The sequence below is a fragment of the Nonomuraea sp. NPDC049400 genome (assembly GCF_044466425.1).
Classification (GTDB): domain Bacteria; phylum Actinomycetota; class Actinomycetes; order Streptosporangiales; family Streptosporangiaceae; genus Nonomuraea.
Window position 1 is genome coordinate 25591 of the sequence record NZ_JBITMP010000082.1, and the last position, 7570, is coordinate 33160.

The 7570-nt window shown below is 64.1% G+C and carries 6 protein-coding genes; 3 read left to right on the forward strand and 3 right to left on the reverse strand.

The window, feature by feature from the left end:
• Positions 1-3 precede the first annotated feature (3 nt).
• Positions 4-888, reverse strand: coding sequence for a helix-turn-helix transcriptional regulator (locus ACIBVN_RS56435; RefSeq protein WP_397150475.1), 885 nt, complete (start codon positions 886-888; stop codon positions 4-6).
• Between ACIBVN_RS56435 and ACIBVN_RS56440 the strand changes: the two genes are divergently transcribed.
• On the forward strand, positions 855-1016 hold the full coding sequence (locus ACIBVN_RS56440; protein ID WP_397150485.1) for a hypothetical protein: 162 nt from the start codon (positions 855-857) through the stop codon (positions 1014-1016). The two genes, ACIBVN_RS56435 and ACIBVN_RS56440, sit on opposite strands and share 34 nt — an antisense overlap.
• Positions 1017-1786: 770 nt before the next feature.
• Positions 1787-4576 carry an AfsR/SARP family transcriptional regulator gene (locus ACIBVN_RS56445; RefSeq protein ID WP_397150477.1) on the forward strand — a complete coding sequence of 930 codons (2790 nt, stop codon included), beginning with the start codon at positions 1787-1789 and terminating at the stop codon, positions 4574-4576.
• Position 4577: 1 nt separating this feature from the next.
• Here the strand turns inward: ACIBVN_RS56445 and ACIBVN_RS56450 are convergent, their stop codons facing one another.
• Together ACIBVN_RS56450 and ACIBVN_RS56455 are read right to left on the reverse strand one after the other, a co-directional pair.
• A complete protein-coding gene (locus ACIBVN_RS56450; protein WP_397150479.1) occupies positions 4578-5363 on the reverse strand; it encodes an SAM-dependent methyltransferase in 786 nt (261 codons plus the stop codon).
• 764 nt (positions 5364-6127) lie between these two features.
• Complete coding sequence (locus ACIBVN_RS56455) at positions 6128-6592, reverse strand: hypothetical protein (protein WP_397150481.1); 465 nt, start codon at positions 6590-6592, stop codon at positions 6128-6130.
• 205 nt (positions 6593-6797) lie between these two features.
• On the opposite strand from ACIBVN_RS56455, the gene ACIBVN_RS56460 reads away from it, so the two are divergent.
• Positions 6798-7505 (forward strand): ATP-binding protein, encoded by a 708-nt coding sequence (locus tag ACIBVN_RS56460; RefSeq protein WP_397150483.1) that lies wholly within the window; start codon positions 6798-6800, stop codon positions 7503-7505.
• The last annotated feature ends 65 nt before the right edge of the window (positions 7506-7570 follow it).

Sequence of the window (7570 nt, forward strand, 5' to 3'; positions counted from 1 at the left end):
AGTTCAGTTCAGAGTCCTGGCCAACATGTCCCGGTGGTGGTGAAGAACGTCCAGCGTGTCACGGCCCGGCTCACTGGCGCGGGCCGCCGCGTGCACAAACTCGATCCTGTAAGACTCGGCCGCCATCTCATGCGTCGGCGTCAGGCGATCAGTGGCGAAAACGTGTGCGGCGGCCACGTCCGGGCTTGTGCGATCGGAGAAGCGGCAGACGGTGAACGACTCGGTGTCCGGCACGAAGGGAGCATCCCTCAGGCTGATGACCTGAACGATGACGTTTGGCCGCTTGGCGTGCTCGATGAGGGCGTTGAGCTGGTGTAGCTGCACCTGGAGACCTCCGATGGAGCGCAGCAGCACGCCTTCGTCGATCAGGGCCCAGTAGAGGGGGGCATCAGGTCGATCGAGCAGCGCCTGGCGGTTGCTCAGCAGTCCATTGGCGACCTCACGGATCGGTTGGTGAGCATGGGACATGCGTTCGCACAGGGCATCGGCGTACTCCTCGGTCTGCAGTAACGGCGGGATGTACTTGAGGTGATAGGTGCGGAGCTCGGCGGCACGTTGTTCGAGGTCCCAGCTGGTGGCCAGGGCCAACGGCACATCAGGATCGTCGTACCAGGCGGGCTCTCGCAAACCCGCCATGAGGGAGGACACGTACTGCCGCTGATGCGGATCATGTACGCCGTAGAGCGAAAGCATCGCTTGCAAGGTGGCTTGCCGGGGCTTCACCTGTCCCGACTCGATGCGCCAGACCGAGGACAACGACGCCTTCCCGCACGCTGGACCGACTTTGTCCATGGTGAGATTGCACTCCTTGCGGAGCGCGGCCAGCCGCTGGGCGCCGAGGAGTCGAGCGGGGGGTGGGCTTGCAGGATGATTTGGTGACGAGCTCATACCGCGACGCCAACCGGCTTGTCGGCATTATGTACGACTGCTTCAAGACCGTCATTATCTACGACACCGGCACGGTCTACGACGAAGCAACCGCTTGGACGCATCACGCCGAATCGCCTGCTGCTTGACATCTGAGCTCCTGGGGATGCCTCTCGAGGGCTTGCCGATAGTGTCGCCGATCACGGCCGCGGGGCAACCGAGTCAGGGTAGTTGTGATCAGCTCGGAACGTGTGCTTATCCACTTCACTGAGTGCGATCAGGAAGTGACGGTGACCGGATAACGAAAGATCGTTGCTTGACCAGCACTTGTTGCCCTCGAAAGGGGCGTACGGCACGATGACCAAGGTAGTGTCCGATATTCCATTTCGAGAAGGTGGATAAAGGCCCTCCAATCGGAGATGCCGCACGCGGGCGGGGCGAGGAAGGCGAGGTCAGTGTGCTGCGACAGCCGTCGGGTGGTCCGCGGTCTCCCCGGGAACCGATCATGGATGGCAGAGTTCGTCGCACCCGTGTTGCCGGTCGTCCCTGGCCCCTCCACCTCGGCTCGCATTGCGATTCGCGCCCATGTGACAGATCTGTCCCTGTGACGGGCGTTCAGTGCTGCAGGTCTCTGGATGACTTCGTCGACTGGTCGGTCAGGCTCCCCCCCACCGCAAACCGTCCTTAATGTCCACATTTGAGCGCTTTATGCATTTCCATCGCTTGATTGCGTTTACGGGATCCTTCCCCGTCTGGCACACCGTAAAGAGAGAAGGTCATCACGGGGGTTCGGAGCCGGTTAGCGCCCAGTCATCGCCACCCAGCCACAGCGTGGGCCAGCCTTTTCCCGCACGCTTTTCGTTGATGTCGCGCAGCAGCTCGCCCGTTCGTTCCAGCAAGGAGAAAGGGGGAACATCGCATGCGATTTGAAGTGCTCGGGCGTCTAACTGCGTACGCCAACGACCAGCAGGTTCCCCTGTCCCCCCTTAAGCGCCGTCTGATCGCGGCGCTGCTGCTGACCGGCCCAACGGGCATCCTCGCCAAAGACCTTAGGGCGGCCCTATGGGGCGACAGAAGCTGGGGCATGGAAGGAGGTCTGAAAACTCAAGTGTCCCAACTGCGTGGCATACTGCCGGATCGCATCCCCCCAGGTGGCCCAGCCGGCTACCGCCTTGCCCTTCAGCCCGGCGACAGCGTTGACCTGCACGATTATCGGGCCCTGTGCAGCGACGCTATGGCGTTCACCAACCGCGGCGACCACTCGGGGGCGGCGAAGGCTCTCGCCCGGGCGCTGGCTCTCTGGGGCGATCCGCCGCTGGCGGACGTTCCGGACGCGGGCGGCAAGCTGCTGCTGGCGCGTGAGGAGCTGCTGATCGACCGCAAGGGCACGGTGATGGCGCTGCTCCAGGCGCGGCTTCATCTCGGGCAGCATCGTGAAATTCTGACGGAGGTGCGCCGTGAACTGACCCATGATCCACTGTCGGAGCAGCTGCACGCCCTGCTGATGACCGCTCTTCACCGGTCCGGCGAACGCATCCGGGCCCTGCAGCACTTCGAGGCCACCAAAGCCCTGTTGATCCGGGAAACCGGCAGTGGCCCAGGTATGGTCCTGCGTCAGCTCCGCGACCAGATCGCCGACGATGCAGCAACGACCGCCAGCGGCCGCCTGCAGGCGACTCCTGTCCTGCCGATCCCTGCTCAGCTTCCGCCTGACGTCCTCGACTACACCGGCCGCGAGCAAGATGTGCGGTCGCTGGTCGACTTCCTCACGCCGGCCGAGACCGACACCGGTGTGCGTATCGCCTCGATCACCGGCCCCGGCGGCGTCGGCAAGAGCGCACTCGCCGTCCACGTGGCACATCTGGTCCGGCACGCCTACCCGGACGGGCAACTCTACGCACAGCTGGAAGGCATGTCGGAACGGCCGCGGGACGTAAGTCAAGTCCTCGCGGAGCTCCTTGGGTCCCTCGGCGTCAACAGCCAAGATCTTCCCCACACGCCAGCTGCGCGCACCGGGCTGTTGCGGTCCCTGCTCGCCGGCCGCCGCATGCTTCTTGTTCTCGACGATGTCGTGGGAGCCCACCAGGTCAACCCGCTGCTCCCGGGCACAGCCGGATGCGGCGTCATCATCTCTAGCCGGCGGCATCTGTCCGAGGGCGCCATGCTGCGGCGGAGGCTCTCCCCACTCCCACACAGCGAAGCGCTGCATCTCCTCGGCGAGATCATCGGCCATGACGGGATCGCGTCAGAACCCGCCGCGGCCTCCGCCATCGTGGAAGCGTGCGGAGGGTTTCCGCTGGCGATCCGCGTGGCGGGAGCACGGCTGACGGCTCAATCGCATTGGACTCTCCAATACTTCGCCGACCGGCTCGCTGAGCTCGACTCCGGCGAGATGGGAGTAGCCGCGACCATCGCCGCCGACAGCTACCAAGCCCTTCCGGAGTACGCTCGCCGTGCCTTCCGCGTCTTGGCGCTGGCTGGGCCCGGCGACTTCCCAAGCTGGGTGGCCACCATGCTGCTGGAGGCCGACGCCGAGCAGCTGCTGGAAACTTTGACCGCGCACAGCCTCATCGCCCCGGCTGGCCTCGACGCGGCCGGGCAGCCGCGTTACCGTCAGCACGGCCTGTTGCGTACTTTTGCCGCCGAGCGGCTGGCCGAGCACGTCGCCGAAACCGACGCGGCCGTGGACCGGTTGCTCCTCGGCTGGCTTGAGCTTGGTGATCTGGCCGACTCTCTCATCCCGCATGAGCCGCACAACCCTCCACCGGCCAGGCTCGGCATGTCGCTGTATGCGCCGCCCGCCGCGCGGCGCCTCGTCCAGGCCGACCCGCAGGCATGGTTCGCCAGTGAAGCCGAGAACTTGTTGGGGGTAGTCCGGTTCGCCTGCCGTGAGCAGCGCGTTCAGAGCGCCTTCGGGATCGCGCTGCGTGTTCATTCGGCTCTGTTCTGGGCGCGCAGAAGTAGGCAAGCTCAAGACATGTGGCGGCTCATCATGCATACCGCCATCGCTGGCGGAGACACACGGCGGGCGGCTGAGGCGCGGCTGCGGCTGGCGATCCTGATCTCCCGGTCTCCGGGCGGCGCCGTTCGGGCGATGCCCATGCTCGACGCGTGTATTGACGTGTTCACCTCGGTCGGCGATCGGCGAGCCCTCGCGCGATCACTGGCCGCCCGAGCGCTGGCGGCTGAGCGACTCGCCGCAGAGGAAGGCCAGCCCTACCACGAATACCTCGCCCAGGCAGCCGATGACATCACTCAGGGGTTGGAGATCGCGCGGACGGTCGGCGACGTCCATACCGAGGTGGCGTGCCTGCGAATTCTGGGGCTCGCGCTCAGCCGCCGCGGCCTGCACGACGAGGCGGTCGCACGCTGCCGAGAAGCCGTGCGCTTGGCCAAAGCCATCGGAACGGGCAGCGGGCAGCGAGCCTACGAGGCCTACACCCTGCTCATACTGGGCCAGGTCGAGCTGGCGGCCGGACACTACGAAACGGTCCTTGACCTATGCGGTCAGCGCAGAGAACTCGTGAGCCCGCTCGGGCACGACGCTGGCGACGGCGCGTACCTGGAACTGGAAGGCGATGCCCTGGTAGGGCTCGGCCGCCGCGAGGAGGCGGCCGAGCGGTACGCTGCGGCGGCGGCCCAGTACGAGGGCGAAGGCACCGGGCATCACGCTGACCGGTGCAAGAGCAAGCTCTCTGAGGTGGGATGAGTCAGGGCTTGACCGCGACGCCGCAGCGTAGCTTTAACGGCGCAGTTTCATCGACCGGAAGGATCTCGCCCGGTGCCCACTGCTCAAGGAAGACACAGCCGGGGTCCACCAAGTCGAGCCCGTGGAAGAAGCGCTGGATGTCCATACCGGACCGGAGGTTCAGCGGGACCGCCAACTGCTGCTGTTGAATTCGCTCCGCCACCACGGGGCTGATGTTGTCCGTGGTCACGTGCGACAGGATGAGCAGGGACCCGGATGGCACCTGATCCATCAGGTCCTTGACGATGCCGTACGGGTCGTCCGCGTCGGGGATGAAGTGGAGGACGGAGACGAGCATCACCGCGACCGGATTGTTAAAGTCGATCAGGCGCTGTGTCACAGGGCTAGTGATGATCTCGGCGGGAGTCCTTATGTCCGCTTGCACGTAGCCCGTGCGGTCGTTATTGACGATGAGGCCCTTCGAGTGCAGAAGCACGCTGGGGTCGTTGTCGACGTAGACGACGCACGCATTGGGTGCGTCAGCCTGGGCGACCTCGTGAACGTTCTCCTGGGTGGGCAGGCCGGAGCCTAGGTCCAGGAACTGGCGAACGCCTCGGTTTTTGGTGGCGTACCAGGTCGCCCTCTTGAGGAATCGGCGGTTGACCACTGCTACGTCCTTGGCCTCCGGTGCGTCCTTAAGCACGATTTGGGCCGCGTCCCGATCTACCTGGTAGTTGTCTTTGCCGCCGAGGAAGTAGTCATACATGCGTGCGGGTGAGGGCTTCGTCGTGTCGATTGCCGGTCTCATGATGATCCTTGGTGGGGGTTGGGCTGATAAATGATCGCTCATGGTGGAACGTGTTCCGCTATCCGACCGGGCGTCCCGTTGGCCGGAACGCCATGTCCGGAAGACGTTGCATTGGATCACACAGGGCGCCACTGGGGGTTCTCGGGATCGGTTCGTTGCCCATCACCGCGGTGGATTCGAGTATCTTCTCTTGCCATCGTGCTCCACGCGTGCGAGGGCTTGTTCCACGGGAAGTCGTTGCCGGGGAGGGTGTGGGAGCCGGCGCCCAGGTATGCACGGGTGACGTCGAGGTGTGCACAGATGTCCTTCTCGTCGCGAGCGCATCGGTCGGGCAGAGCTTGCGAACGTAAATGTTGTCCGCTTGCGTCAACCGAGGCGAAACAGTCTGCAAACGACGGCAATCGTAAGCGGATCTCCACCAATGAATCTAGACCAAATGTAGAACAGGCCTCGAGGGCAGGGCGTGGGGAAAGACGCAGCCAGGAGGAATGCGGCCACGGCCAAAAATAACCTGATGATGACCGAATGCTAACCCCAAATCATGCCGACATTCCGTACTATCGCTTGTGCGTCGTCATGACTCATCAGGCAACCATGAAGAAGGCCGAAGTGCCCCTGGCCGGTGTCGGTGCCATGAGCATCAACAGCAAGGAGACTGAGCTTTGCGTAGCCCGCCTCCGTCACCAGGCTCTCGCCTCGGTGTCGTTGGCTATGTCGCAGGCCGGCCTCGTACACGGCACGCGACGTTCTCACGCACCACAAGATCAGTAGGAGTTAGAGCCTTCCCGCTGAGCTGCAGCAGGCGAGGAAGACGCGGACTCAGGCGCGTTGGCGGCGGCCTGGCTGATCATCCGTTGAAAGTTGAGCCGCTTCTCGTCTGGCAGTTGCGCGAGCGCCAAGGCCGCTTCGCGCAAGCCATCGGTGTCGGCATCCAGCGACAGCACCAGCTTGGCGTTCGGACTGAGCCTGATGCCCAGTTGCTGTTCCACATCAGCCGGACGTTGTTTGAAGAACGACGCGATCTCCGTAATCGTATGTTCTTCCACTCGGCTATGCCGCGTAGGGTCCTGCAGGTTTATCAGGGTCTGGTAGGAAGGGCCCTGGCCGCCGTTGTTGTCTTTGATGGCTTGCTCCAGCGCGCGAGCGCTGGGACGAACGCCTGGCCACTCAGCACTTATGAGGCGATCCAGCCACCTTGCCACACGAGCGTTCGGCTCGGATGCGGCCATCACACGGCTCCTCCTGCCTCAGGATCTGATGCGCTTCCTGATTCGCAACTTAGCGCGTGGTCGAGGATCACGCTAGTAGATCGCTGCCGCTACTCTAGTCATACCGCAAGAGGGAGCCGGCGCCTGGTTTCGTTCAAACTCGTGATGCCCCCAAAGGGGCGTCGTCGTTGTCGACCGCTCTCGGCACACGGGGAGGCGTTTTGCTGTGGGATTTCAGTGGCTGAAGCGTCAGGAAGGCAACCTCCCGGCACCCACCACGACCTTCATCGGCCGCAACGAGGTCTGCGCCCGCGTCGCCCGCGCCCTTGGGCACTCGCGCTTGGTCACCGCCTACGGCGGAGGAGGGATCGGCAAAACCCGCATTGCGATCCACGTCGCGCGCCAGCTGCGGGCTGACTTCCCCGACGGCGTGTGGATGGTGGAACTGTCGGCCCTGACCGATCCCCACGTGCTGCCCAGCGCCATCATCGCGGCCTTCGGCCTAGCGGATGTATCGGCCCGCGATGAACGTGAGGTGCTGAGTGAGTACCTGCAGCATCGCGAACTGCTGCTGATCCTGGACACCTGCGAGCATCTCCAGCAACCCGTCGCCGACTTGACTGCGGTCCTGCTGCGTGCGGCTCCACGATTGCGCATTATCGCCACGAGCCGAGTGCCGCTCGACGCCGAAGGCGAGCACCTGGTCGGCATCGACCCCATGCACGTTACCGACGCCGATCCTGCCGGTCCGATGATGACCGAAGCGGTACAGCTGTTTGTCGATCGGGCACACCAAGCCACGCCCGACCTCGTCATCGGCCCGCACAATGCGGGCTTGGTCAACGAGGTGTGCCAGCGACTCGACGGAATTCCCTTGGCGCTGGAATTGGCCGCTGCCTCCCTAAGCCTGAATCCACTGTGTGATTCCTGGTGATCGTTTTCTGGTCCAATTCCTCCACGAGGAACGGTTCCGCAGGTGGAGGGGCTGTTTTCGGGTGT